At 34.5% G+C, this 26,686-nt stretch carries 16 protein-coding genes and 1 pseudogene; 9 read left to right on the forward strand and 8 right to left on the reverse strand.

Translation table 11 applies throughout. The features are described from left to right. Positions 1-21: 21 nt before the first annotated feature. Both CDH49_RS08315 and alaS read right to left on the reverse strand, forming a co-directional pair. Positions 22-384, reverse strand: a pseudogene (locus CDH49_RS08315) (GxxExxY protein). 86 nt (positions 385-470) lie between these two features. Continuing rightward, positions 471-3,137 carry an alanine--tRNA ligase gene (gene alaS / locus CDH49_RS08320; protein ID WP_100615047.1) on the reverse strand — a complete coding sequence of 889 codons (2,667 nt, stop codon included), beginning with the start codon at positions 3,135-3,137 and terminating at the stop codon, positions 471-473. 216 nt (positions 3,138-3,353) lie between these two features. Between alaS and CDH49_RS08325 the strand changes: the two genes are divergently transcribed. The 5 genes from CDH49_RS08325 (at position 3,354) to CDH49_RS08345 (ending at position 6,640) form a co-directional block, all read left to right on the forward strand. Next, a complete protein-coding gene (locus CDH49_RS08325) occupies positions 3,354-4,325 on the forward strand; it encodes a M23 family metallopeptidase (protein WP_100615048.1) in 972 nt (323 codons plus the stop codon). Then, on the forward strand, positions 4,325-4,654 hold the full coding sequence (locus tag CDH49_RS08330; RefSeq protein WP_100615049.1) for a MerR family transcriptional regulator: 330 nt from the start codon (positions 4,325-4,327) through the stop codon (positions 4,652-4,654). Before CDH49_RS08325 ends, CDH49_RS08330 begins: the two co-directional genes overlap by 1 nt. A gap of 63 nt (positions 4,655-4,717) precedes the next feature. After that, positions 4,718-5,314, forward strand: a complete 597-nt coding sequence (locus CDH49_RS08335; protein ID WP_100615050.1) for a LemA family protein — start codon at positions 4,718-4,720, stop codon at positions 5,312-5,314. A gap of 22 nt (positions 5,315-5,336) precedes the next feature. Then, the gene (locus tag CDH49_RS08340; RefSeq protein ID WP_100615051.1) at positions 5,337-5,777 is read left to right on the forward strand and encodes a TPM domain-containing protein; all 441 of its coding nucleotides are present in this window, start codon (positions 5,337-5,339) and stop codon (positions 5,775-5,777) included. Positions 5,778-5,857: 80 nt separating this feature from the next. Next, positions 5,858-6,640: a TPM domain-containing protein gene (locus CDH49_RS08345; protein WP_239970629.1), complete on the forward strand. Its 783-nt coding sequence runs from the start codon at positions 5,858-5,860 to the stop codon at positions 6,638-6,640. Positions 6,641-6,829: 189 nt separating this feature from the next. Here the strand turns inward: CDH49_RS08345 and CDH49_RS08350 are convergent, their stop codons facing one another. The 3 genes from CDH49_RS08350 to der all read right to left on the reverse strand — a co-directional run bounded on the left by CDH49_RS08350 (position 6,830) and on the right by der (position 14,110). Further along, the gene (locus CDH49_RS08350) at positions 6,830-9,613 is read right to left on the reverse strand and encodes an outer membrane beta-barrel protein (protein ID WP_100615053.1); all 2,784 of its coding nucleotides are present in this window, start codon (positions 9,611-9,613) and stop codon (positions 6,830-6,832) included. A 232-nt stretch (positions 9,614-9,845) separates the two neighbouring features. After that, positions 9,846-12,665, reverse strand: a complete 2,820-nt coding sequence (locus tag CDH49_RS08355) for an outer membrane beta-barrel protein (RefSeq protein WP_100615054.1) — start codon at positions 12,663-12,665, stop codon at positions 9,846-9,848. Between the two features lie 140 nt (positions 12,666-12,805). Next, on the reverse strand, positions 12,806-14,110 hold the full coding sequence (gene der, locus CDH49_RS08360; protein WP_100615055.1) for a ribosome biogenesis GTPase Der: 1,305 nt from the start codon (positions 14,108-14,110) through the stop codon (positions 12,806-12,808). A 148-nt stretch (positions 14,111-14,258) separates the two neighbouring features. Here der and CDH49_RS08365 point away from each other — a divergent pair, with 148 nt between their 5' ends. Then, positions 14,259-14,798, forward strand: a complete 540-nt coding sequence (locus CDH49_RS08365) for a GTP-binding protein (RefSeq protein WP_100615056.1) — start codon at positions 14,259-14,261, stop codon at positions 14,796-14,798. 149 nt (positions 14,799-14,947) lie between these two features. On the opposite strand, the gene era is transcribed toward CDH49_RS08365, so the two are convergent. Both era and CDH49_RS08375 read right to left on the reverse strand, forming a co-directional pair. Next, positions 14,948-15,829 carry a GTPase Era gene (gene era, locus CDH49_RS08370; RefSeq protein ID WP_100615057.1) on the reverse strand — a complete coding sequence of 294 codons (882 nt, stop codon included), beginning with the start codon at positions 15,827-15,829 and terminating at the stop codon, positions 14,948-14,950. Positions 15,830-15,956: 127 nt separating this feature from the next. Next, positions 15,957-16,688: an FKBP-type peptidyl-prolyl cis-trans isomerase gene (locus CDH49_RS08375; RefSeq protein WP_100615058.1), complete on the reverse strand. Its 732-nt coding sequence runs from the start codon at positions 16,686-16,688 to the stop codon at positions 15,957-15,959. Between the two features lie 304 nt (positions 16,689-16,992). Here CDH49_RS08375 and CDH49_RS08380 point away from each other — a divergent pair, with 304 nt between their 5' ends. From CDH49_RS08380 to CDH49_RS08390, 3 genes are all read left to right on the forward strand, one after another. Next, the gene (locus CDH49_RS08380) at positions 16,993-18,657 is read left to right on the forward strand and encodes a glycerol-3-phosphate dehydrogenase/oxidase (RefSeq protein WP_100615059.1); all 1,665 of its coding nucleotides are present in this window, start codon (positions 16,993-16,995) and stop codon (positions 18,655-18,657) included. A 167-nt stretch (positions 18,658-18,824) separates the two neighbouring features. Further along, positions 18,825-21,644: an FAD-binding and (Fe-S)-binding domain-containing protein gene (locus tag CDH49_RS08385; RefSeq protein ID WP_100615060.1), complete on the forward strand. Its 2,820-nt coding sequence runs from the start codon at positions 18,825-18,827 to the stop codon at positions 21,642-21,644. 156 nt (positions 21,645-21,800) lie between these two features. Then, positions 21,801-25,025, forward strand: coding sequence for a tetratricopeptide repeat protein (locus tag CDH49_RS08390; protein ID WP_100615061.1), 3,225 nt, complete (start codon positions 21,801-21,803; stop codon positions 25,023-25,025). A 149-nt stretch (positions 25,026-25,174) separates the two neighbouring features. Here the strand turns inward: CDH49_RS08390 and rimO are convergent, their stop codons facing one another. After that, positions 25,175-26,485 carry a 30S ribosomal protein S12 methylthiotransferase RimO gene (gene rimO, locus CDH49_RS08395; protein ID WP_100615062.1) on the reverse strand — a complete coding sequence of 437 codons (1,311 nt, stop codon included), beginning with the start codon at positions 26,483-26,485 and terminating at the stop codon, positions 25,175-25,177. Positions 26,486-26,686 lie beyond the last annotated feature (201 nt).

Below are 26,686 nucleotides of genomic sequence, written 5' to 3' on the forward strand. Positions count from 1 at the left end.
AAAGGCGCAGAGGCGCAAAGTTTATAAATTGTTGACTATTCTTGTAATTCCAGTTTTAATTAATGGTTCATTAAAGTTAATCAATAAGCCTAATTTTAATCCCGTAATTTTCAAATAAGTTAAAACTTGTTTTGGATGAACTGCTGCTATTTGTTCAACGGATTTCACTTCAATTATAACCTTATTTTCAACAATTAAATCAGCTCTCAAACCAACATCCATTTTGGTTTGATTCCAAATCACGGGCAATGGTTTTTATCTTTCGACTTTTAATCCACGTGCTATTAATTCGTAACATAAAATAGTCTCATAAACAGACTCTAATAACCCAGGACCTAATTGAGTGTGAATTTTATAACTAATATCTACAATGATTTTGGATATTTCTTTTCAGACATAGGTAATAGTTTATTTTATTCTCGCAAAGTTTTAAAATATTTCTTTGCGACTCTGCGTCTTTGCAAGCTATTTTATTTTAGAAACTCAACCGCTTTGTCTAAAACCTCTTTTAATCCTCCAACATTTTTCCCTTTTCCTGATGCAAAGAAGGGTTGTCCGCCACCATTTCCGTCGATATATTTCCCTAATTCTCTAATGACATTTCCAGCATTTAATCCTTTTTCAGCAACTAATTCTTTTGAAATATAACAATGGATATTGGGAGCATCATCTTCCACTGACGCTAAAAACACAAAAGAATTTGGCTTCGAACTTCCAATAGCTTGAGCCAAATCTTTGGTTGAACTCATTGATAAATCGACTTGCTTTGTTAAAAAGTTAACACCGTTTATCTCTTGAAATTCGGAAACTAAGTTATTTTTTAAACCGTCGACTTTTTCTTTTAATAATTGCTCAATCTGTTTTTTCAACTTCGCATTATCGTCTTGTAACGTAATAACCGATTTTATAATATCTTGCGGGTTTTTTAATGTGTCCTTAATTTCAGCCAAGGTATTCTCTTGATTATGGTAGAAATCTTTCACTGCATCACCAGTAATCGCTTCTATTCTGCGAATTCCAGCAGCAACGGCACCTTCAGAAATGATTTTGAAATGCCAAATATCAGCGGTGTTTTTTACATGAATACCGCCACAAAGTTCCTTGCTTTGTCCAAATTCAATCATACGAACCGTATCGCCATATTTTTCGCCAAACAACGCCATGGCGCCTTTATCCAAGGCTTCTTTAATGGGAATATTTCTGTGTTCTACCAATCGCAATTGTGCTTCAATTTGTGCATTGACACTGGTTTCTACTTGACGTAATTCTTCATCAGACACTTTTGAAAAATGTGAAAAGTCGAAACGTAAGTAATTCGGATTTACCAACGATCCTTTTTGTTCCACATGGGTTCCTAAAATGGTTCTCAAAGCCAAATGCATCAAATGCGTAGCGGAGTGATTTTTAGAAGTTGATGTTCTTAAATCGGTGTTGACTTTGGCTGTAAAAGTTTGGTTTAAATCAGTTGGCAAACTTTTCGCAAAATGAATAATCAAATTATTCTCCTTTTTAGTGTCTATTATTTCAATCACTTCATTTTGAGAAGCCCCTCCTTCGGAGGGGTTGGGGAGGCTTATAAGGCTTCCTTTATCACCAACTTGTCCACCACCTTCAGGATAAAACGGTGTGTTATCTAAAACGATTTGATATAAAATGCCGTCTTTTTTAGAATCCACTTTACGGATTCTAGTGATTTTTACGTCGTTTTCCGTTTGGTCATAACCCACGAATGTTTCTACATTTCCTGGGATTAAAACCGACCAATCCTCTGTTGAAACTTCAGATGCGGCACGAGAACGTGCTTTTTGTTTCTGCAATTCAACTTCAAATTCTTCTTCGTTATAAGTATATCCTTTTTCATTTAAAATCAAGGCCGTCAGATCCTTAGGAAATCCGAAAGTATCGTACAGTTCAAAAACTTTAGCTCCTAAAACTTCTTTTCCTGAAGTTTCCGATACAACCTTATCCAATAATTGTAACCCTTGTTCCAAAGTTCTTAAAAACGACGCTTCTTCTTCACGAATCACATTAGTAACTAATTGTTGCTGTGATTTGATTTCTGGGAAAAATTCGCCCATTTGGTTCGCTAATACTTCAACTAATTTATAGATAAATGGTTCTTTGATATTCAAAAACGTAAATCCGTAACGAATCGCACGACGTAAAATTCTACGAATCACATAACCTGCGCCTGTGTTAGACGGCAATTGTCCGTCAGCAATAGCAAAAGCCACTGCACGAACGTGATCGACAATGACACGAATAGCGATGTTGGTTTTGTTTTGTTCTTCGCTTATATTTTTAACTTCGTTTAATGTGTATTTAAGACCTGTAATTTGCTCTACTTTTTCAATAAGTGGTGTAAAAACATCCGTGTCATAATTGGATGTTTTTCCTTGTAATGCCATACACAAACGCTCAAATCCCATGCCTGTATCCACATGTTGTGCTGGTAATTTTTCTAAAGAACCATCGGCTTTACGATTAAATTCCATGAATACGTTATTCCAGATTTCGACCACTTGCGGATGATCGTTATTCACCAAACTTTTTCCTGAGACTAATGCTTTTTCTGCATCTGTACGTAAATCGACATGAATTTCTGAACAGGGACCACAAGGCCCTTGGTCGCCCATTTCCCAAAAATTGTCTTTTTTATTTCCTAAGATAATGCGGTCTTCGCTGATTAATCCCTTCCAAATGTCCCAAGCTTCTTGATCAAATGGCACATTTTCTTCTTTATTCCCTTCAAAAACAGATACATATAGATTCTCTTTCGGAATCTTATAGACTTCTGTCAATAACTCCCATGCCCAATTAATGGCTTCTTTTTTGAAATAATCTCCAAAAGACCAATTACCAAGCATTTCGAACATCGTGTGATGATAAGTATCGAAACCTACATCTTCCAAATCATTATGCTTTCCTGAAACACGAAGACATTTTTGCGTGTCGGCTATTCGTTTGCTTTTCGGAGTTCCGTTTCCTAAAAAATATTCTTTGAATTGCGCCATTCCAGAGTTGTTAAACATTAAGGTTGGGTCATCTTTTAAAACCAATGGTGCAGATGGTACAATAAGGTGTTTTCTATCTTCAAAAAAACTTAAAAACTGAGCGCGAATATCTTGTGACTTCATGTACATTTATTGAAACATTGTTTCTCTTGGAAACAACTTTTTTTGTTTTCCCTACAAATCTATCTTAAATTTTTAACGGATAGAACTTCTTTACGTTTTTATCAGTTAGTTTTACTAAATTTACTTTGAAAAATATTTTGTAGGTTTGTTCGTTTACATACCAAAAACCAAATGTTTGGTAATTTAATTTGGTGCAAAAATAGTATAAATTAAATAATGAGTAAAGTAAAATATTATTACGATTCTGAGTCGTTGTCTTATAAAAAAATAGAACGTAAAAAAGGGACGACCTTCACTTATGCGTTTGTATTTACTCTAGCCGCTGCTTTATTTGGATTTATTTTTGTTTTTTTAGCAAGTCAGTTTGTGGAATCCCCCAAAGAACGCGCCTTAAAACGCGAATTGCAAAATGCCCAACTTCAATTTGAGTTGCTTAACAAAAAAATGGAGAAAACAGAGCTTGTTTTGGCTAATATAGCTAACAGAGACAATAATATTTATCGTGTTTATTTTGAAGCTAATCCAATTCCAGAAGAACAGCGTACAGCTGGTTTTGGAGGGGTAAATAGATATCAAAGTTTAGAAGGCTTTGACAATTCTAAATTAATCATTGAGAGCAATAAGCGATTGGATATCATTCAAAAGCAATTGGTGGTACAATCTAAATCCCTTGATGAAATTGCCAAGCTAGCAGAAGATAAAGAAAAACTTTTGGCAGCTATTCCTGCCATACAGCCTGTAAGTAATCAAGATTTAACCAGGATGGCTTCGGGTTATGGTTTTCGTTCCGATCCATTTACAAAGGTTCGAAAAATGCACTGGGGTATGGATTTTACGGCACCAAAAGGCTCCCCTATTTATGCCTCTGGCGATGGTATTGTAGAACGTGCCGACAATACGGCTTCTGGGTATGGAAACCATATTAGGATTGATCATGGCTATGGATATGTGAGCTTATATGCCCACTTATTTAAATACAATGTTAGAAAAAACCAAAAAGTAAAGCGCGGCGATATTATTGGTTTTGTAGGCAGTACAGGACGTTCTGAAGCTCCGCATCTTCATTATGAAATATTTAAAGATGGTGAACGCATAGACCCTATTAATTTTTATTATGGAAGTTTAACGGCTGAAGAATTCAATGAAATGCTTGAGCATGCTTCATTAGAAAACCAATCTCTCGATTAATGTATATAGAATTACCCGAAAAACGATATTATGCTATTGGCGAAGTTGCTAAGGCTTTCGCTGTGAACACCTCATTAATCCGCTTTTGGGAAAAAGAATTTGATGCCCTCAAACCTAAAAAAAATGCCAAAGGCAACAGAAAATTTACGCCAGAAGACATTAAAAATCTAAAACTTATTTACCATTTGGTTAAGGAGCGTGGTTTTACACTAGAAGGCGCAAAAACACATTTAAAAGAAGACAAGCAAGAAACGCTCAACAACTTTGAAATCATAAGTAAATTAGAAGATATAAGAAATCAGCTCATAAAAATTAAAGAACATTTGTAACATTTCTTGGTAATTAATTACTAATCTTACATAACCGATTAAAAATCATAAAATTTATATAAAATGAAAAAATGGCTACCATGGATTATTGTTGCAGTAGTAGTAATAGGAATTTACTCTTGGGCAAAAGGATTTAATAACACTGCTGTAGGCTTAAAAGAAACAGCCACAAAAACTTGGGGTGATGTAGAGAGCAGTTACCAACGCAGAAATGACCTTATAGGCAATTTAGTAAAAACTGTGCAAGGTGCAGCAGATTTTGAAAAAAGCACTTTAACAGCAGTGATTGAAGCGAGAGCCAAAGCCACGGCTACAACCATAGACCCTACGAATATCACCCCCGATCAATTAGCTGAATTTAATCAAGCTCAAAGTGGATTGAGTAGTGCGTTATCTAGATTATTAGTAACAGTTGAGAGATATCCAGATATTAAAGCAAATCAAAACTTTTTAGAATTACAGAGCCAATTGGAAGGTACTGAAAACAGAATTAACGTCGCAAGAGACCGTTTTAATGGCGCTGTTGAACCCTACAATAAGCATATTAAAACGTTTCCAAATTCTATGTTAGCTGGATTATTTAACTTCAGTGAATTAAATTATTTCAGAGCAGAAGCTGGTAGTGAAAAAGCTCCTGATGTAAATTTTGACTTCAAATAAAATCATATTCAATTAGCAAATTATGTCTAACAAGGTTGAAGCATTTCTATCTACTAATGAAGAGCAAGAGATTGTAGAAGCCATTAGATTAGCCGAACTTAAAACGTCTGGAGAAATTCGTGTTCATATAGAAAAAACATCTAAAGGCGATGCCTATAATCGTGCTTTGGACGTTTTTCATGCTTTAAAAATGGACAATACCAAATTGCAAAATGGGGTTTTAATATATGTAGCCGTTGAAGAAAAAACCTTTGTTATTTATGGTGACAAAGGCATTAATGACATTGTTGGCATCGATTTTTGGAATAGCACTAAGGATATCATACAAGCTCATTTTAAATCCGGTAATTTTAAACAAGGCTTAATTGAAGGCATTTTAAAATGTGGCGAACAGCTACAACAACATTTCCCTTATACGGATTTAGATACCAACGAGTTACCAAACACCATTTCCAAAGGCTAATTTCTGTTTTTACTGATAGCCCAAAAAGAAAATCATTTTAAATTAAAAATCATCTCTAATTGAAAACACGCAATAAGCATATTAACATTTTACTGTCTTTAATAGCATTATTATGTATTCAAATAGTACATGCACAATTTGAAATTCCTAAAAAACCAGATTTTCAAACCAGTGTTTATGATTATAGCAACCTACTTTCTGCAGAGCAAAAAAGTAGCCTAGAAGATAAATTAATTAAATATTCTGATACCACATCTACCCAAATTGTTATTGCTGTCATTAACTCTACGGAAGGCGAAGATATTAATTTTTTAGGGGCACAGTGGGGACACGAATGGGGCATTGGACAAGCCAAAGAAGATAATGGTATTCTAATTTTATTGGCAAAAGATGATAGAAAAATAGCCATTAATACGGGTTATGGTGTGGAACATTTATTAACAGACGCCATGTCTAAGCGTATTATTGAAGGTGACATCATTCCATATTTTAAGCAAGGAGATTATTATGGTGGATTAAACAGAGGTGCCGATGCCATTTTTGAAGTGTTAACTGGCGAATATAAAGGCACTAGAAAATCCAATAATGATAATGGATTTCCTGTGGGATTGATCTTTGTGATTATTTTCATCATCATTTTAATTTCCGTTTCAAACAATAAACGTAGCGGTGGCGGGGGGAACAGAGGCAATAAATCTGGTGGTTTCGATATTTGGGATGCCATCATTTTAAGCAATATGGGTAGAGGCAGTTTTGGTGGTGGCTCTGGAGGTTTTGGAGGCGGAAGCTCTGGAGGCGGTGGTTTTGGTGGTGGCTTCGGCGGTGGTGGCTTTGGCGGCGGCGGCGCTTCTGGTGGTTGGTAATTAGTTGATTTAAAATTAAGTATTTTTTAAAAAATAGTGTTAATTCAAGTAATTTTCACATAGTAAGTATTCCTTTAAAAAATTAGTATCGAAAACCAAATTTTTGAATTGGTTCTCGATACTCCAAAAAAGCTAACAGATTCTATTGAAAATTACTTGAATTAATTCTCTGCATATAATAGCCGCTTATTAATACCCCATCATCATTCCTCCACTATTTGTCTCGCCGGCTTTTCCAAGCGTGTTAAATTTCCAACTGAAACCTACCATAAAGTATTGCCTTAAAACTGTATTCTGTGAATCTTGAATGTAATTTTCGTTAACTGTTCTTCGAGCATTTGTGTTCTGATTCAATAAATCGTATGCCTTCAAGGTTAATGTGGCATTATTTTTCATGATGGAGTAAGCCAATGTAGAATTCCAAAACCAAAGACTTTTTTGAAACCCATCCGCTATATTGGGATTATAGGTATACCGAAAATCATTACGCCATTCCAACTTTTTCGAAAAATAGCCTACCGTACTTAAATTAAATCCGTGGTAAACCAAATCTTGGTCATTTAAATTCTCTAGGCTATAGGTATTTTGAGTATATGATATAAAATAATTTGGTCTAAATTCCATGACATCTTTCCATACAAATCTAGCACCTATATTAGGTTGTATTGATTTAACCAGGTTCGTGTACTGAACATCGTTATTAAAATTCACAGATCGCGTTAGTCTTGGATATATTCCTAAGAAAAAATCAACCGTTTTTAAACTATCTATTTTAACTTTTCTATTATAGTTTATAGAACCCGATAAACTGTAAGCGCCATTAACATTTACATATGTAGTTTCCCTTTTAAGTTCTTCGTTAATGGTTTGTTTTGCAACAACATTATTGTTTTGAATATCAGAACTTATATAAAAAGTAAAACCATTGTTTTTTTGGAGATTAAACGTGTTATAGTATGCATAAAAACTATGGACATTTGTTGGAGTTAAGAAAGGGTTTCCTGTAATGACATTTAATGGGTTGGTAACATCGCTAAACGCTTGTAATTGCGATATGTTAGGCGCATTATTTTTTAACCTATAATATACATAAAGTGATTTTTGCGGACTGAATCTATAGTTCAAATTATAAATAAACTCAACAGCATCAAATTTACGTGTTAAATCAAAATCGGGTCTTATGGCATCCGTGTTCTCAAGATTCCTATACACCAATTTAAACTCTGCACTGGCACTTAATTTGTCATCTCTATAACCAAGTGATACGGAAGGGCTGTTTAATATGTTTATATTCTTAAAATCAGTACTCAGCGAATCAATTCTAACTGAACTAAAATCTTGTGTAGCCTCATTAAAATCAAAACTATTCAAGTTTTTTTCAGTGACTAAATTTCTGTATTCATATTTAAAATCCATATACAGTTCTTTTCCCTTCACTGGTAATCTGTATGTTAAACTCGAATAGAAGCTGTGGTTTCTATCGTCTGTACTTCTATATTGGTTTCGTATGGTATTTTCTGGATTGTTGCCATAGGTGTTTATTTCATTCATGAGATAATCATCTATCTGATTGGTATTATTATCATTGTAAATATTCATTCTTAAAAAAGACCCTTTGCTTCCAAACCGCTTTGTAAAATCCATATTATTGCTGAAATTCTTTGCCGTATTAGCCGTAAAGGATTCTGTGCTAGATTCATTAATTAAAGCTTGAGATTCATCAAAAGATTGTTCTTCGCCATTGTATATGTTTTCATTTTTAGAAAATCCGAATTTGGGCTGAACCGTTATTAAAAGTGTGGAATCTGGTTTTATTTTTAACTCCATGCCCATATTATGGGTATCGTTATTGGTTATGGTATTGAATGTAGAATTATTAAAAAAACGTCTGTCTGGTAAAATATTTTCCCTATTAGTTATCGATTCATTTTCCGAATCACTTTTGGAATTAAAGTAATTTGCGGAAACATCCAGCTTTTTTCCGAGTTCATCTGCATAATTTGCTCCTATACTTCTAGAAGTTACAATACCCTCGCCTGCACCAAAAGAACGCCCGTCAATAACAAATCCGCCATTGCTGAAAACACTAATGGAATTACCACCCCCTAGCATTTTTTGTATCTCACCAAAACTAAAACCAGGAGAATTAATATTATTTTCCCCTGCTAAAATACTTAAGCGCTGGTCATCATTAAAATAATTAAACATACCTGCATACTCATAACGGTCATCGGTTCCTGCACCAGCAGCAACCCTACCAAAAACACCTTGGTTTTTATCCTTTTTAATAACTAGATTTATGGTTTGGTTTTCCCTATCGCCTTCTTCTCCTGAAAAAGCTTGGGCATCGGTTTTAGTATCGGTTACTTGAATTTTATCGATAATATCCTTAGTTAAATTTCTTGTAGTTATTGTGGGATCATTCCCAAAAAAAGGTTTTCCGTTAACCAAAACCCTATTCACCGTTTTACCATTTACCTTGATGGTTCCATCTTCAGCAACCTCAACCCCAGGGAGTTCTTTTAGTAAATCTTCAACATTAGCGTCCTTTTTGATTTTAAAAGAGTCTGTATTAAACTCTAACGTATCCCTTTTAATAACTACAGGGGCTGTAGATCTAACAATAACCTCATCGAGGGCATTGGTATCTATCTTTAAATTAATGGTCCCTAAATTTATTTCTGGGCTGTCTAGTGTTATTTTTTTAAAATACGTTTCGTAACCTACAAACGAAATAAAGAAATTGAATTCACTATCCCCTGTTTTGTTCTCCAAAGAAAACAACCCATTTCTATCTGTAATAGTATAGGTCATCATGGAACTGTCTTTAACGCGCTCCAAATAAACAGTAGCCGATTCTAAAGGGACATTGCCCTCTTCAGATAGTAATTTTCCAGAAATTTTAATTGATTGTGATTGTGAAAAAGCATGCGTAGTAAACATAATTACTACAATAATTAAGATTTGTTTCATGTGATTGGTTGATTGATTGATTGATGATAATTAATAAAACGAATATAACTACACAATCGTATGACAATTCTTAAAAAAAACATAAATTTTACGTACGCAACTAAATTTAAATTAAAAATCATACTTTTCCCAATGCAAGCAAAAAGTAAAAAAAAGTGTGAAGCCACCATTTATTTCAAAAAAAAACAACACCTATTTGGTGTTGTTTTAAATTGTTCTTGTCAGAATATTATTAACGAGATCCTCCTCTAAAATTTCCTCCGCCACCTTGGCCTTGCCATCCGCCTCGGCCGCCTCTATTTCCTTGGGCTTGTTGATCTCCTAGCGTATTAAACTTCCAACTGAAGCTTAACATAAAATACTGCATCAAAACGGTACTTTGTGTGTCTTCAATGTAGTTTTGTGTAGCTACCCTACGTGCATTGGTATTCTGGTTTAATAAATCGTATACTTTAAGCGTTACCGTTCCTTGGTCTTTTAAAACTGAATATGCTAGAGAAGAATTCCAAAACCAAGCACTTTTTTGAAAACCATCTGCAATGTTTGGATTGTAATTAAATCGGATGTCATTACGCCATTCAAACCCTTTAGGTAAAAATGTCGCTGTATTTATAATCATATTATGGCTAATAAACTCTTGGGTATTGAAATTATCAATATCAAAGGTATTCCTTGTAAACGATAAGCTATAAGTAGGCGCAATTTCAAGAACATTAGGCCAAACCAAGCGAAGGTCAATGCTTGGCGACAAGGTTGTGTTAAGACTGGAGTATTGAATACCGTTATTAAAGTTGATGGAACGTCTAATATTTGGATTTATACCCACACCAAAATTCAAGGTCCTTAAACTATCTATCTTTACCTTTTTGTTTAATGATGCATATCCAGTAAGATTATAAGCTCCATTAACATTGGCATAGGTAGTTTCTCTTTGTAAATTTTCATCAATGGTTGTTTTGGAAATCACTTGGTTATTTTGGAAATTGGCATTAAAATAACCATAGAATCCGGTCCCTTTTTGAAAATCGAACGTATTATAGTTTACATACACACGATGTGCATTCTCTGGCACTAATTCTGGATTACCTACAATGGTATTTAATGGATTTGACACATTTACAAAAGGTTGTAATTGCGATAATTGAGGCACGTTATTATTTAAATTGTAACCCACTGTTAAAGATGCTTGCGGACTAAACGCATAACGCAATCTAGAATTCACCTCAACAGCCTCAAAATCACGTGACAAACTCAATTCAGGTCGTAAATCATCATTATTTTCTAAAGTTCTAAAAATATAGGACGTTTCAATACTTGCAGACCAATTCTCTTTCCTATATTCAAACTCCAACGAAGGTGTTTGTGCTTTATTAGTATATTGAAAATCGGTACTTTGAGCGGTATTAAAATCTGAATATTCAAGTGTATTCATATCTCTATCAAACGTACTTTTTCTGTCTTCCTGTTTATTATTGGAATAAGCATATTGAAACTCCGCAAAAAATTCTTTTCCTATGAGTGGCACTCTATAAGTTACCGCCGATCTAAATTGGTTGTTTTTATTGTTCCCATCGGTATATTGCTCCCTTAAAATATCTCTTGAGCTATCTTGAAAGAAGGTAGTTTCTGAATTTAGAAAATCATCCGATTCAGTAGTATTAAATTGATTATTCATACTAAATTTCAAAAAAGAACCATTAGCACCAAACCTTTTGGTGATATCTAATTGATTACTAAAGTTCTTACCTATATTTTCTACATTTGATGCCAGTGTTGATTCATTCAATAATGCATTGTTGTCGTCAGAAGACGATTCGTCTTCCGTATATATCGTTGTACTTTTTGAATAACGAAACGAAGGTCTGATGTTGATTAAAAGTGTGGGATCTATTTTAATGTCAAATTCAGCATTGGCACTATGGCTATCACTATCTGTAAGTGAATTAGACTCAGAGGTTGTAAAATACCTGGAATTAGGTAAAATATTTTCTCTATTGCTTAACGATCTATTTTCAGAATTACTTCCAGAATAGAAATAATTACCAGAAAGATCGGTTGTTTCACCAAATTTATCTGCATAATTACCACCGAAATTCTGGGATTCCGTAATACCTTGTCCGCCACCAAAAGATCTGAAACCGCCGCCACCGCCACCGCCAAATCCAGCGTTACCGCCACCACCACCAAACATTTGGCGTATTTCCCCAAAGCTAAAACCAGGGGAATTAATATCGTTACCTCCAGCTAAAACACTGATGCGCTGGTCGTTATCAAAATGATTATACATCCCGGCATATTCATAGTGATCATCGGTACCCAAACCTGCTGCAACCCTACCAAATACACCTTTATTATTTTCCTCTTTTATTACTAAGTTTATGGTTTTATTATCCCCTGTAACGGTTTCACCGGTAAAAGCTTGGTCCTTTGTTTTGGTGTCTAGAATTTGGATTTTTTCGACAATATCTTTGGTTAAATTTCTGGTTGTAATCGTCGGGTCATCTCCAAAAAAGGGTTTACCATTAACAAAAATCCTATTAACTTCCTTGCCATTTACGGTAATAGTACCTTCTTCATCGATCTCTACCCCTGGAAGTTCCCTTAATAAGTCTTCAATATTGGCATCTTTTTTTGTTTTAAAAGATTTGACATTAAATTCTAAGGTGTCTTTCTTAACTGTAATAGGAGCTGTAGATCTTACAACAATTTCATCTAAGGCATTCGTATCTGTTTTTAGGTTGATGGTTCCTAAATTTATTTCCGCTTTATCTATTTTAACTTTTTGAAAGTATGTTTCATAACCTACAAAGGAAATGTACATACCTAATTCACTTTCACCTGTTCTATTTTCTAAGGAAAAATTGCCTCCCCTATCGGTAATGGTATATGTAACCATCGCGCTGTCTTTAGCACGCTCTAAATACACCGTAGCGGATTCTAGGGGTATTTTTTCGTCTTCTGAAATTAATTTGCCAACAACTTTAAAGGATTTTGTTTGCGAAAATGAAAGTAATGTAAATAGTAATAGTGCTAGAGTGAAAAAATACTTCATTGAATTATGATGGTTAGGCAATTAGTGATTAGATGACTTTAATATTAAACATTGCTTTTTAGACTTAACTAAAAGGATAAGGTTTAATGGAAATAAAGCCACATATACTTTTTAACAAAAATTTATGTTTTACTCAAAGACTATTTCTGACGCATGTAAATGCTTATGGGTACACCTTTAAAATCGAAATGTTCACGTATTTTGTTCTCTAAAAAGCGTTTGTATGGATCTTTTACATACTGAGGAAGGTTACAGAAAAAAGCAAATTGCGGCTGATCTGTTGGCAACTGCATAATGTATTTGATCTTTACATATTTTGCTTTATATGCTGGAGGCGGATTGTTTTCTATTATAGGAAGTAATATTTCGTTTAGTTTACTGGTTTTTATTTTCTTAATTCTGTTATTGTAAACCTCTACGGCCGTTTCTATGGCTTTAAAAATACGTTGCTTGGTCAGCGTAGAAATAAATACAATAGGCACATCTGTAAAAGGTTCTAGTTGTTCTCTTATCTTCTTTTCGAATTCGTTGGTAGATTTATGGTCTTTTTCAACCAAATCCCATTTATTAACCAAAATAACAACCCCTTTACGGTTACGCTCTGCCAACCAAAATATATTTTGGTCCTGACCATCAAATCCACGTGTGGCATCCATAACGATTAAGCACACATCGGAATGTTCAATCGCTCTGACGCTTCGCATGACCGAATAAAACTCTAAATCTTCTTTTACTTTGGATTTTCTGCGGATTCCTGCCGTATCAACTAAATTGAATTCAAATCCGAAACGGTTATATCTGGTATCAATGGCATCACGTGTGGTGCCCGCAATATCGGTTACAATGTACCTATCTTCACCTATTAATGCATTAATAAATGAGGATTTACCTGCATTTGGGCGACCCACTACCGCAAAACGGGGCAAAGTTACCTCTTCTTCATTTTCTTTCTCTGGCAACGCTTTTACAAGGTCATCCAATAATTCCCCCGTACCACTTCCGTTAATACTAGCGATTGTATAATATTCCCCCAAACCTAACGAGTAAAACTCTACGGCATCCTCATTACGTTTGGAATTATCAACTTTATTAATAACTAAGAATACTGGTTTATTTACTTTTCTTAAAAGTGCGGCAACATCTTCATCCATGCCAGTAACTCCTGATTCAACATCTACCATAAATATGATGGCATCGGCTTCATCAATCGCTAATTCTACTTGTTTATCTATTTCTGATTCAAAAACATCGTCACTTCCCAATACATACCCTCCTGTATCTATAATAGAAAACTCCTTGCCATTCCATTCCGTTTTTCCATAATGGCGATCTCTGGTAACACCGCTAACGGCATCAACAATAGCTTCTCTCCTCTGAATCAACCGATTAAAAAAAGTTGATTTCCCAACATTTGGACGTCCTACAATGGCTACTATATTGCTCATAATTTTTTGCTTAAGCTCGTTTTTGTTTTCTCAAAACTTTTGCAAAAGTAACAAATATACTTCAAGCATACTCCATTTTGGGAAAAGATTAAAAAGCTTACATGCAACACAAAAAATCATTAAATTTATCATGAACTAAAAGGAATCCATGCTCCCCGAAAATGACATCACTTTACGGCCTAGATTTAAATTCGAAATCAATAAAAAGCGAGAAGCGGCACTAAGTGCTTTTGACCAGGCCAAATCAACCCAATCTCTGTTTGTGATCAGCCGTATTGATAATCATGTGTTTATTAGAAAATCTAATGAAAGCAGACAATTTTGGTCTCCCCAATTGCAAATTGAAATCAACGAAATTGAAGAACATTCCAGTATTATAAGTGGTTTGGTGGGCCCTAATCCAACCGTATGGACCTTGTTTATGTTCTTACATTTTATGATTGCGGGATTGTTTATTGCTTTTGGAATATGGACGTATACCAATATCACATTACATACTGGCTATGCCCTACAAGTTGGCTTTATGATTTTGATGGTGATTATATGGTTTTTGCTGTATGCTATTGGAAGAGTAGGAAAAGCATCAAGTAAACAAGAAATAACGGATTTATACGATTTTATGCAAGACACCATAAAAAACAAACTCCAAACTGAAACCAATTTGGAGCTTACTAAAAATTTAAACTAAATTAACTAACTCAAACTTATTAAATGCAATAAGACCAATAACCAAGTTTATTTTAAGTCTTTTATATTTAATTACTAAACTAAGGTACAAATATCAAGTACCTATTTAAAGTTAGTGTTACCTAATTAAAAAGTTATCATTAGTTTTTATTACTGATTGTAACCAAATCGTTTTAATTGGTTTTGATTAGAGCGCCAATTCTTATTCACTTTCACATACAGTTCTAAGTGTATTTGTTTGCCAAAAAATTGTTCTAAATCCTTTCTAGCCTCTACGCCTACGCGTTTTAAAGCAGCGCCTTTATGACCGATGACTATGCCTTTTTGGGTCTCTCTCTCAACCATGATGACGGAACGGATTCTTATTATGGTTTCTTCCTCAAAAAACTCTTCGGTATCCACCTCCACGGCATAAGGAATTTCTTTCTTATAATGAATTAAGATTTTTTCACGAATGGTTTCATTGATAAAAAAACGTTCGGGTTTATCCGTTAACTGATCTTTCGGATAAAATGGTGGCGATTCTGGAAGCAACTCAATAATCCTGTTAAATACTTCCTTCACTTGAAATCCTTCTAAAGCAGATATAGGAATGATCTCTGCATTAGGCACTTTTTCTGCCCAAAACTGTACCTGGCTTTCCAATTGTTCTTGATTAGACGTATCAATTTTATTTAAGAGCAATAATACAGGTATTTTAGAGGACGTAATCTTTTCAAAAAACATGTCATCTTTTAAAGCTTGCTCGCCAATTTCGACCATATAGAGTAAAATATCCGCATCTTCAAAAGCAGATTTCACAAAACCCATCATCGATTGCTGTAACTCATATGCTGGTTTTATAATTCCAGGCGTATCACTAAACAACACCTGAAAATCGTCACCGTTTACAATCCCTAAAATTCTGTGGCGTGTTGTTTGTGCTTTTGATGTAATGATAGACAACTTTTCCCCAACAAACGCATTCATTAATGTTGATTTCCCAACGTTTGGGTTCCCAATAATATTTACATAACCAGCTTTATGATTCATACACTTTAATTTAATGCCACAAAGTTACAACCTTGAGGCAATTATTGCACTATTGATAGTGTTTTAAACAAAAAACAGGAAGCATTGGCTTCCTGTTTTTATAATACTACCATTCGGTATATATAGATTATTCTACTATTTCCAACAATTCAACTTCAAAAATCAATGCAGCAAATGGTTGTATTGGGCCACCTTGACGTGGGTTTGCACCATAAGCTAAATCTTGAGGAATGAAAAATTTGTATTTAGAGCCAACTGTCATTAATTGCAATCCTTCTGTCCAACCTTTAATTACTTGACCAACGCCAAACTGAACAGGCTCTCCATTATCTACTGAACTTTCAAATACAGTTCCATCGGTTAATGATCCTACATAATGAACTTTAACGGTAGAAGCTGCGGTTGGTTTTGCACCCGTACCTTCTTTTATAACACTATATTGTAATCCGCTAGCAGTGGTCTTTACGCCTTCTTTAGATTTGTTTTCTGCTAAAAACGATTCACCAGCAGCTTTAATATCTCCAAATTGTGCTTCCAATTCTTTAGCCGCTCGTTCTTGTTGTTTTTGCATCATTTTAGCTTGATTCTTTTGCATATACATCTGAATGATGGTTTGTACTGCGGTTTTATCCATAATGGTATTCGTAGAATCCATCGCATTCATGTAACCTGCCATAAACAATTCACTGTTTACCTCTTCAAAACTAGCACCAATACTATTCGCCACATCTAATCCTAAAGCATAACTAACAGAGTCGACTTCTGTTTTTAATGATTCTTTTGTAACGGTCTTTTTACTATTGCAAGAAAAAACCAATGACGCAAATACAATGGCTCCTAAAAATTTAAATAATTTCATTTGTTTTTATTTAATGTTATTGTTAATCTATTTTCAACTCCCTAAAATATATCACTTTACAATAAGAAGTCAATTATCCGAAAGTTTATATTGGTTTATTTTAAAACCGATGCCAAAAGTAGCAAAATTAAATTCACAATAAAAATATGGGTCGTGTTTTAATTAATAATTTAAGTGACCCCCATTTATTGATAAAGGTTGTTTTTTAATTCCACCTATTTATTTAATATCTTAGTCACAAATAAATACGCATTTTCACTTTTACATTACGAATGAGTAGATTGCATAACATTACTTGTCTTAAATGAGCATCATTCCTTTTTCTGTTTTACATAGAACTAAACCATTAGAAAAAATACAGAACACCATTTTCGATTTGGTTATAATTGGTGGCGGTATTACAGGTGCTGGTATAGCTTTAGAAGCGGCTTCCCGCGGACTAACCGTATGTCTTATTGAAAAAAATGATTTTGCCTCCGGAACCAGTAATAAATCTACGAAACTCATCCATGGTGGCTTGCGCTATTTAAAGCAATTTGAAATCGGGTTGGTTCATGAATCCGGGACGGAACGCGCCATTCTGAATACCTTAGCGCCACATTTAGTGGTTCCAGAAAAAATGCTGTTGCCACTCATTGAAGGTGGCAGCTACGGAAAAACGCTGACGTCTCTTGGCTTAATGGTTTACGATTTTTTAGCCGATGTGAATGATGATGACAAACGCAAAATGCTCGACAAGCATAAAACGCTAAAAAAGGAACCACTTTTAGATGACCAATTTCTTTTAGGTGGTGGTTATTATACCGAATATAGAACCGATGATGCGCGTTTGACCATCGAAATTTTAAAACAAGCGGCTGGATTTGGCGCTACCATTATTAACTATTGTGAAATGACATCCTTCAATTATACCGATTCAAAAATCGAGAATATTGAATGCATTGACCAAAACTCCAAAGAAAGAATCATCATCAAAGCTGCCAATTATGTATCGGCTACAGGCCCTTGGGTGGATGTTATTCGAAAAAAAGATGTCTCCCTAGACAACAAACGACTGCATTTAACCAAAGGTGTTCATATTGTATTTCCTTATGAAAAACTGCCCATTAAGCAATCCATTTATTTTGATGTGGATGATGGCAGAATGGTTTTTGCCATTCCCAGAGGAAAAACCACCTATGTTGGTACAACGGACACCAATTATTCAGGGAATTTAAACCATGTGGTGACTACAATGGCGGATGTTGATTATTTACTGAATGCCATAAATGTTATGTTTCCAAGCGTCAAGCTGACTGTTGATGATGTGGAATCGAATTGGGCCGGATTACGCCCATTGATTCATGAAGATGGTAAAGACCCTTCGGAATTATCCAGAAAAGATGAGATTTTCGTGTCGGATAGCGGACTCATTTCCATTGCCGGTGGTAAATTAACAGGTTACAGAAAAATGGCGCATCGGGTGGTTGAAACCGTTTTAAAAACAATGTCCAAAGAAAAGAAAGAACATATTAAAGAGTCCTTTACTGATGCGATTCCATTGGTAACACCTGCTTTAAAATCCTCTGAAGATGTTACCTTATACATAAATACAATTGAAAAACAATTAGCGGATTTCGGCATTACCGATACTTTTTATGGTTCCTATTTATGTTCAACATTTGGAAAAAACGCAGATATCATATTAGAAAAAGCTACAACTCTATCAGGCAAACCAAATGAACGTTTGGTGAAAGCGGAATTATGGTACTGTGTTCATTATGAAATGACAAATACCTTGGCGGATTTTTTCGTCAGACGCACCAGTAGTTTATATTTCAACATTAAAAGTATCAGCAAGCATTTAGATGTGGTAGTAAAGGATATGAAACAGTATTTTAATTGGGATGCGGATAGAATTACTGCTGAAAAAGACCAAATGCAGCAACTTCTATATGATGCGACCCACTATTATGAAACCGAGTTCTAATCAATGTGAGTTTACTCATACTTGAAGTCAGGTTGAGCGCAGTCGAAACCCATAAATTATCGATTTACATGACCTTTCGACTACGCTCAAGGTGACAATAAATACTAATATTGTAATTTATACTTAGATTAGGCTTGCTTTTAAATTGAACTCACGTTAATATAGATATGAAGAATATTGCCTTAGAGCTTGAAAACATACTACCTGCCAGCAGAATCAAAACGCGTTACATCGATTTGGTGTCTTACGCCTCCGATGCTGGTTTTTATCATTTAGTGCCCAAAGCGGTGGTGCAACCCATCAACGAAGTTGAGATTATTGCCTTATTTCAATTTTCCCAAACATACAGCATTCCTTTAGTATTTCGTACGGGTGGCACCAGTTTATCCGGGCAATCCATTACCGATGGTATTTTAGTGGATTTAAGTCATTCTTGGAAACAGATTGCCGTGGAGAATAATGGTGATACCGTGCGTGTACAACCGGGCATGACGGGTGCTATGGTGAACGCCCATTTAAAAAAATATGGTAAAAAAATCGGTCCCGATCCAGCGAGCATCAATGCCGCGATGATGGGTGGTATCGTCTCCAACAACTCCAGCGGCATGTGCTGTGGGGTGGCTTTAAATTCCTATCATACTGTTAAATATTTGCGATTTATTTTGCCTAACGGAAACACCTATTCCACAGAAAATAAAGATGATTATAACAGATTTGAAACTGTTGAAAAAGATTTATTTAACAACTTAACCCATCTTCAACAGACCGTTTTATCAAATACTGAACTGCATGATAAAATTCGTAAAAAATACTTGACCAAAAACACGGTCGGTTATTCGTTAAATGCGTTTATCGATTTTAAACATCCCTTGGATATCTTGGCACATTTGCTTATTGGCGCGGAAGGGACCTTAGCTTTTATTTCTGAAGTGGTTTTAAATACCGTTCCAGATTATAAGTTTAAATCCACTGCCCTGCTGTATTTCCATTCTATTTTTGATGCTTGCAAAGCCATCGTGCCTCTTAAAAATTCAGGTGCTATGATGGTGGAACTCATGGACAGAGCCTCGCTAAGAGCGGTTGAAAATATGGAATCGATTCCCGATTTCGTAAAAACATTACCAGAATTCGCCGCTGCTTTACTCATCGAATATCAAGAAAACGATTTTGATGCATTGGACAACAAAGTCAATTATTTTTTAAGCACTACAGAGTATTTAAATTTAATCTTAACGCCTATTTTCACAAGTGTGCCTTATGAAATGGCTGCGTTGTGGAAAATCCGTAAAGGTTTATTTCCCGCTGTTGGTGCCGTGCGTGCTTCCGGAACGACGGTCATTTTAGAAGATGTCGCATTTCCTGTGGAGAAATTGGGCGATGCGATTGTGGATTTACATCTGCTTTTTAAAAAGCACCAGTATGACAATGCGATTATTTTCGGTCATGCCAAAGATGGTAATATCCACTTTGTGGTGACCCAATCTTTTAATAATGATTACGAAATCAATCGATACGACGCGTTTATTAAAGAGGTTGTGGAACTCGTGGTGACTAAATACGATGGCACTTTAAAAGCAGAACACGGTACGGGTAGAAACATGGCACCTTTTGTGGAAACCGAATGGGGCGGTTTGGGTTACGAGATTATGAAAACCTTAAAGCATGCCGTTGACCCTCATAGACTTTTAAATCCGGGCGTGATTATTAATGATGATAAAAACACGCATTTAAAAAATTTAAAGGCCTTACCGACGGTGGAACCTGAAGTGGATACCTGTATTGAATGTGGCTATTGCGAACATAAATGCCCCAGTAAAGATATCACCACCACACCAAGACGGCGCATTGTCGTTCGGCGCGCCTTAAAAACATTGGAACATCAAGGCGATACCGCGAATTACAATTTGCTAAAAGACCAATACCAATATGATGGTTTGGACACGTGTGCCGTAGATGGTTTATGTGCGACCGCTTGCCCTGTGGATATCAATACAGGGGATTTGGTAAAACGGCTAAGAAGTGAAAACCACTCGACATTTGCTAATTCTGTGGCATTAACCATTGCTAAAAATTTTGCGACCGTGCAATGGCTGATTAGATCGGCCATAAAATCCGGTACATTTATCAATAATGTCTTTGGAAAAAATTCGATGAGCAACCTAACCACGCAAATTAGAAAAGACATTCCAAACGCGCCATTATGGACGCCCCAAATAGCATCGCCACCCAGTTTATCGGCTATAGAATCACAGTCAACATCCAAACCAGATATTATCTATTTCCCATCCTGTATTTCTAGGGTTTTGGGTACGTATGAAGGCAAGGAAAAAAATAGTATGGAAACCTTTTTAAGTGTCTGTAAAAAAACAAACATCGCCGTTTCCGTTTTAAAGGATGTGAATAGCAGTTGTTGCGGACAACCATTTTCATCAAAAGGACATCAAGAGGCGTATCATTTTACAGCCAATGCCATTATTGAAAAACTTTGGAACACCACCCAATTTGGCACCATTCCCGTAGTGATTGATGTCAGTTCGTGTGCCTATAGCTTGAAACAAATGGGTGCTTCCTTAACTGCTGAAAACAAAGACAAATTAAAAAAACTACGGATTTTAGATACGGTCGCCTTTTTACACGATATGGTACTTCCCAAAAGCCACGTGAAACAGTATAAAAATAGCATTGTGTTGCATTCGGTGTGTGCTTTGGAAAAATTAAAGATTGAAGATGCATTTACAAACCTTGCCAAACATTTTGCCAAAGAAGTTATTTTACCAAAAAATAATGGTTGCTGTGGCATGGCGGGCGATAGAGGATTTTTATTTCCAGAACTCACCACATCTGCCACCAACCATGAAGCCCAAGAACTCAATAACGTGGTTTGCGATGGCTATTATGCCTCTACCAAGACCTGCGAAATGGCGATGAGCCAAGCGGTAAATGCCAATTATGAATCTATTTTGTATTTGGTGGATGAATGTTTATAGGTTGGTTTGATTTTGTAAAGTTTTTCAGCTATCTTCGTTTAACGTCTGATATAAAGCATTAAAACGGTTTCGCATCATTAAAGTTAGGCGTAATTATCTTTAGAGGTAACATTCAACTGAATATAACAATAACAATCTCTTAAAAAAACGTAGATAATGGCGCTGATAGAAGGATTAGCAAATTTTGGAATTAGCCTAGGTGCAGGAATTGTAATTGAAGGAAGAAAACTTTTTATCAGTCAAGAAGTTCAAAAACAAATAAATCAAGCATTTGAAGATGCTCTAAAAGAATTTTGTTCAAATCCTGACATTTTAAAAACTGAAAAAGAAAAAATTAAAAAAGTATTCGAAACAGCTTCAAAACTTCCAAATTCGGATTTACGGAATAAAGAAATAACAGGAGATTATTCAAAATTTTTCAAAATTTTTGAGTTAGAAGTAGTAAAACATGATTCTGCTTATAAGTATCTAAAGGAAATCCGGGATGAAACGCGATATCAAGAGATACTTACAGAATTCAAAACAGCAATAGAAACAATTAAAGATGAAATTAGGAGAAATAGTTCATCTGAATTAGAGCTTGAATATAAGAGACAAATTGAACAATATAAATCCAACCTTGAATCTTTTAAACCAAAAACAGCATTTTCTAATTTGAAAGCCCTAGAAGATAGCTTTGAAAACTATAATTTCATACCAACAGATGTTATGAAATCTAGCTTAGAGGTATTAAAAGGAAGGTGTTTGGAATATATGCCAGAACATATTAACGAATGGCAAAAAGCATACATAAGAGCTTATAAACTGAATAATAAATCTAGAGAAAATTTAGAAAATGCTTGTTATGCTTATTATAGATTAGATGAATTTGCCAAAGCTGATCAATTAGCAGATAAAATATTAAACTTAGACGAATATAATTCAAAGGCATGGGCTGTAAAAAGCCTTATTAAAGATAGTGAAAAACTATGTGAGATTTTGAGTAATGTACCCAAGATTGTTATAGACGACTATAAATTTAAAGCTCTAATTCATTCACGTAGCGTAGAAAAGCAGAAATATGTAGACTTAGCTGAAGCTTTTTCTAAATATAATATTATTGTAGACATTACTGAATTCAATGGGCAACCTACGACATTTGAAAATTTTAGAGATGTTGCATATTTGGTCAATTGTGCAAGCGTAAAACTAATGGGTTTATTCATAAGTTTTAATGAATCTATCAAATTACCTTTGAGTGTTTTAGAACCAATTTTTGAAATACAACAAAGTTATCTCAAAGCTATTAATAATTCTGAAATTCAAGGTAATCACAGTGCACTTAGATTTCTACATTCATATCTTCAATTCTTAATGGAAGGAGAAAAAGATTATGTATATAAAATGAAAGAGCACTATACTCAATCTGATAAAAAAGAATCATACTATACACTAGTTTTAGCAAATTCACTTCATTTAATTGGAGATATAAAAGATGCAATTAAAATAATTTCTGAATCGGAAGAACAAACATTAGAAATTTTGACATTAAAAATGATTTGTTATTCAAAACTAGATGAAATTGAAAACTTTATCGTAACGGCAAAGGAATTCTTAAAAGGAATTAAGGATGTTAAACATCATTTAGTACACATGTTTCTTATTGCTGAATTATTATATGAATCTAATTTAAATTCTCGTATTTCAATTGATGAATATATCAAAGATAAAAACTTCGATAATAATGATTTAAAGAATCTTTTAATAGAAACGCTAAAAGTATTCAAAGGTGAAAATGAATCTGAAACAATTCAAAATCTAAATGAGATTTGGGCGAGTGGGAGCATTTCTGAAGTTTATATGCAATCAACCTTAGCAAGAACATTCCTATTGCTAAAGGAGTATTCGAAATCAATTGAAGTTTACAAGGAATTTTTAGATTATGATAAAGAGTCTATTGATTTATTCAGATATATTCAAGCGCTTTATTTGTCAAAATCTAACAATTCTGAATTAATTAAATTATTAAAGAATTGGCGTGTTAATTTTTCTTTTAATTCGAGAATTATTCAACTTGAAGTTGAATTAAAAAGACAACTATTTGAGTCGCTAGAAGTAATAGAGATTTGCGAATTTTATTTTAATAAAGACGAATCCGATGAATTTATAATTACAAATTATGCTATAGCTTTGAATGAGATTGATGACGCTTCAAATGAACAGTTCAAAAAACTTTATGAGCTGGCTGAAAAAATTGAATTCAACAATTCTACAAATGCTATGGCAATCGCAGAAATCCTTATTCAAAACAAATATCAAAAAGAGGGTTTAGAGTTGTATTACAGACAAGCTCTAGATGAATCGAATTCTCAAGCGAGAATGGGATATTTCATGGCCTGTGTAAAATGTCCAGATGAAATTATAAAAGAGTTTGATTCAATTAAAAAAGGTCACTTTGTTAAGTATGAAAATAATGGTAAAATATCGTTTGTTGAAATATCAGATAAAAACAAAAAATTTAATCAATTAATAGGTAAAAAAGTTGGAGATATAGTTACTTTCCCTAGTGATTTTGGGAATTCAAATAAAAGCATTGTTGTTAAACGCATAATGAATAAATACCTTTCCCTTCATGATGAAATAATTGAAGAAGTCAATAACAAAGACCCATTCAGCCAAATTCCTATGGAATCTTTTAATATAGAAGAGGATCTTAAACAAGGAAGCTTATTAGATTTTTTAAGTGAGCTAACTAGAAAACGTGATTATGATCCACATAAATTAATAAATGAATACTATTCAGAAAAACTATCATTTACAGAACTTGTTGAAGGAGAATATTCCAAACACTTTATAAAAGCATATTACAATTTAGAATATGATAGAGAGGGATTAATTCAATACACTCAAACTTCTTATCCAGTTCTAAACCTTTATAGGTATGAGCATTTTATACTTGATTTCACTTCACTTTTAAGGCTATTTGAATTAACTAAAAATAAAAAAGTAAAATTCAATAAAAAATTTACGCTTACGACCAGCACTAAATCTATGATTAAAGCATTTTCTAAAGATTTTATTGGTCATTTTGGAAATCAATATGTTTTGAGTGGTGAATTTTATAATGAACTTCTTGATTGGATAAAAACTAATTGTGATTTGAAAATGGCTACCTCTAAATTAGATTTGATTAACGCTCTTCCTGAGCCAGCGAGAGGCAATCCAGTATTTGAATTATTAATTGACACAATAGCTTTAACACAAGAATTAACTAATTCTTTACTTATAAGTGATGATACTATAATGTTGAAATTCTACCCAATAAATAGTGGTAAAATTTTAGGAACATCTACTTTTTGTCTTAAAGCTAGTGTTGATGGTTTATTTAGTGAGGAGAAATAAAAACGTCGTGTATAATTAATTGCTTAGTTCTAGTCTACTTACGAAAATTCTCGGATTTTCTATTCGGTTTTTATTTGCTAAATTAGGTGCTTAACCACACAACTAATCTTACACAAATACGTTAAACGAACCAATAAAATTAATCCAATTTATTTATTGTCAACAACCTCACCATACAAATCAAAGTCAGCAGCATCCGTAATTTTTACCGTAGTAAATTCACCCGTTTTTAAATAGATTTTACTGGCATCAATAAGCACTTCGTTATCAACGTCGGGCGAATCAAATTCCGTTCTCCCCACAAAATAACCGCCTTCTTTTCTATCAATAACCACTTTAAAGGTGTTGCCTATTTTTTCTTGGTTCAATTCCCAAGAAATCTGCGATTGCAGTTCCATAATTTCGTTGGCACGTTGTTGCTTCACATCTTCTGGCACATCATCTTCTAAATTATAGGCATGGGTGTTTTCTTCGTGACTGTATGTAAAACAGCCCAAACGCTCAAAACGCATCTCCTTAACCCATTGTTTGAGGGTTTGGTAATCGTCTTCGGTTTCACCCGGATAGCCCACAATCAAGGTGGTTCTAATCGTCATATTAGGCACAGCGGCTCTAAAATCCTTGATCAACTGCGTGGTTTTTTCCTTTGTGGTGCCACGACGCATGCTTTTTAAAACACTATCAGAAATATGTTGCAAGGGAATGTCCAAATAATGACATATTTTCGGTTCACGCTTCATGACTTCCAACACATCCATAGGAAACCCCGTTGGAAAGGCATAATGCAAACGAATCCATTCAATACCATCTACTTTTACCAAGGCCTCCAAAAGTTCGGCAAGGTTGCGTTTTTTATATAAATCCAACCCATAATAAGTTAAATCCTGGGCGATTAAAATAAGTTCTTTAACACCTTTGGCAGCTAGTTTTTCAGCTTCGGTCACCAAATCTTCAATCGGCGTACTTTTGTGTTTGCCACGCATTAACGGAATGGCACAAAAACTACATGGGCGATCGCAACCTTCGGCAATTTTTAAATAGGCATAATTTTTTGGCGTGGTGGTTAAACGCTCACCAATGAGTTCGTGTTTATAGTCGGCACCCAAAGCTTTCAGTAATCCGGGAAGCTCGGTGGTACCAAAATATTCGTCCACATTCGGGATTTCCTTTAACAAATCCGGTTTGTAACGTTCACTCAAACAACCCGTAACAAACACTTTATCCACGTCGCCATCTTCCTTTTTTTGAACGTATTCCAAAATGGTGTTGATGCTTTCTTCCTTGGCATTATTGATAAATCCGCAGGTATTAATCACCACGATATTCCCCTCTTGTTCATGAACCACATCTTTTCCGCTGGCTTTTAATTGCCCCATGAGCACCTCGCTATCGTAAACATTTTTACTACAGCCAAGGGTTACTATATTAATTCGGTTTTTCTTAAGAGATTTTGTACGCATGCCTTTTTTGAATAAGGGTGCAAAGATAGGGAATGATTTACGATTTACGATATACGATTTATGATTTACGAATTTTGGTTTAGGGTTGTTAGGTGTTGGGTCGTTTGTGTTGATTTGTTTAATCGTTTAATCGTTTAGTGGAAGTAACTTTTAACTTTTAACTTCTAACTCTTAACTTTTTAACCATATAACTATTTATTA

The sequence above is a fragment of the Confluentibacter citreus genome (assembly GCF_002807055.1).
GTDB classification, from domain to species: domain Bacteria; phylum Bacteroidota; class Bacteroidia; order Flavobacteriales; family Flavobacteriaceae; genus Confluentibacter; species Confluentibacter citreus.